This window comes from Arthrobacter sp. Y3223065 (genome assembly GCF_059090885.1).
Genome location: NZ_JBNHGC010000013.1, coordinates 1 through 913, shown reverse-complemented (window position 1 = coordinate 913; position 913 = coordinate 1). Strand labels below are relative to the sequence as shown.

Below are 913 nucleotides of genomic sequence, written 5' to 3'. Positions count from 1 at the left end.
CTGACGGGGACGGTCACCCTGCGGACGACGGTCACCAAAGTCCCGACGCTCACCACGATCCTCACGCGGCCGATCATCCCGCGAACGGAAGCCGCCGCTACCTGATCCGCTGCCGCCACGGTCCTGACGGGGACGGTCATCCTGCGGACGACGATCGCCGAAGTCCCGACGCTCACCACGATCCTCACGCGGCCGATCATCCCGCGAACGGAAGCCGCCGCTACCTGATCCGCTGCCGCCACGGTCCTGGCGAGGACGGTCACCCTGCGGACGACGGTCGCCAAAGTCCCGACGCTCACCACGATCCTCACGCGGCCGATCATCCCGCGAACGGAAGCCGCCGCTACCTGATCCGCTGCCGCCACGGTCCTGGCGAGGACGGTCACCCTGCGGACGACGGTCGCCAAAGTCCCGACGCTCACCACGATCCTCACGCGGCCGATCATCCCGCGAACGGAAGCCGCCGGCGTTACCGGAGGCACTGCTACGCCGGTCCTGGTTGTCGGGGCGCTTTCTCTGGCCACCCTCGCTGGAGCGCTCGGCTCCTGACCGGTTGCCAAAGTTGCCTCTGCCTGCACCCCTGTCGTCTCGTCCTTCACGACCCCGGAAATCAGCCATGCCGGAACTCCTCTCAGTGCGGGCCAAGGTCGAACCAGCCAACCACAGCCATCAAAATCCCTATAAAATGCATGTCTTGTTGTGGGCGCAATTCTCTGTGGCGCGCCCATACCATCGATCCATTCTAGTCCAGCCGACTGTTCCGCTACTTGCAGACAACCGCCGGCGGGCTGTGACTCCACTAACGAATCGGCACTCTGGTTAAACGCGGGAAGGCCCCGCCATCGTTGGCGGGGCCTTCCCGTGTTCAAAGAATGTCCGGCGGCGACCTACTCTCCCACACCCTCCCGAGTGC

At 65.5% G+C, this 913-nt stretch carries 1 protein-coding gene; it reads right to left on the bottom strand.

What is annotated here, in order from left to right; translation table 11 throughout:
- The coding region (locus tag AC5RUK_RS17395; protein WP_494152986.1) for a hypothetical protein at positions 1-434 on the bottom strand (434 nt) is incomplete at its 3' end.
- Positions 435-913: the final 479 nt, after the last annotated feature.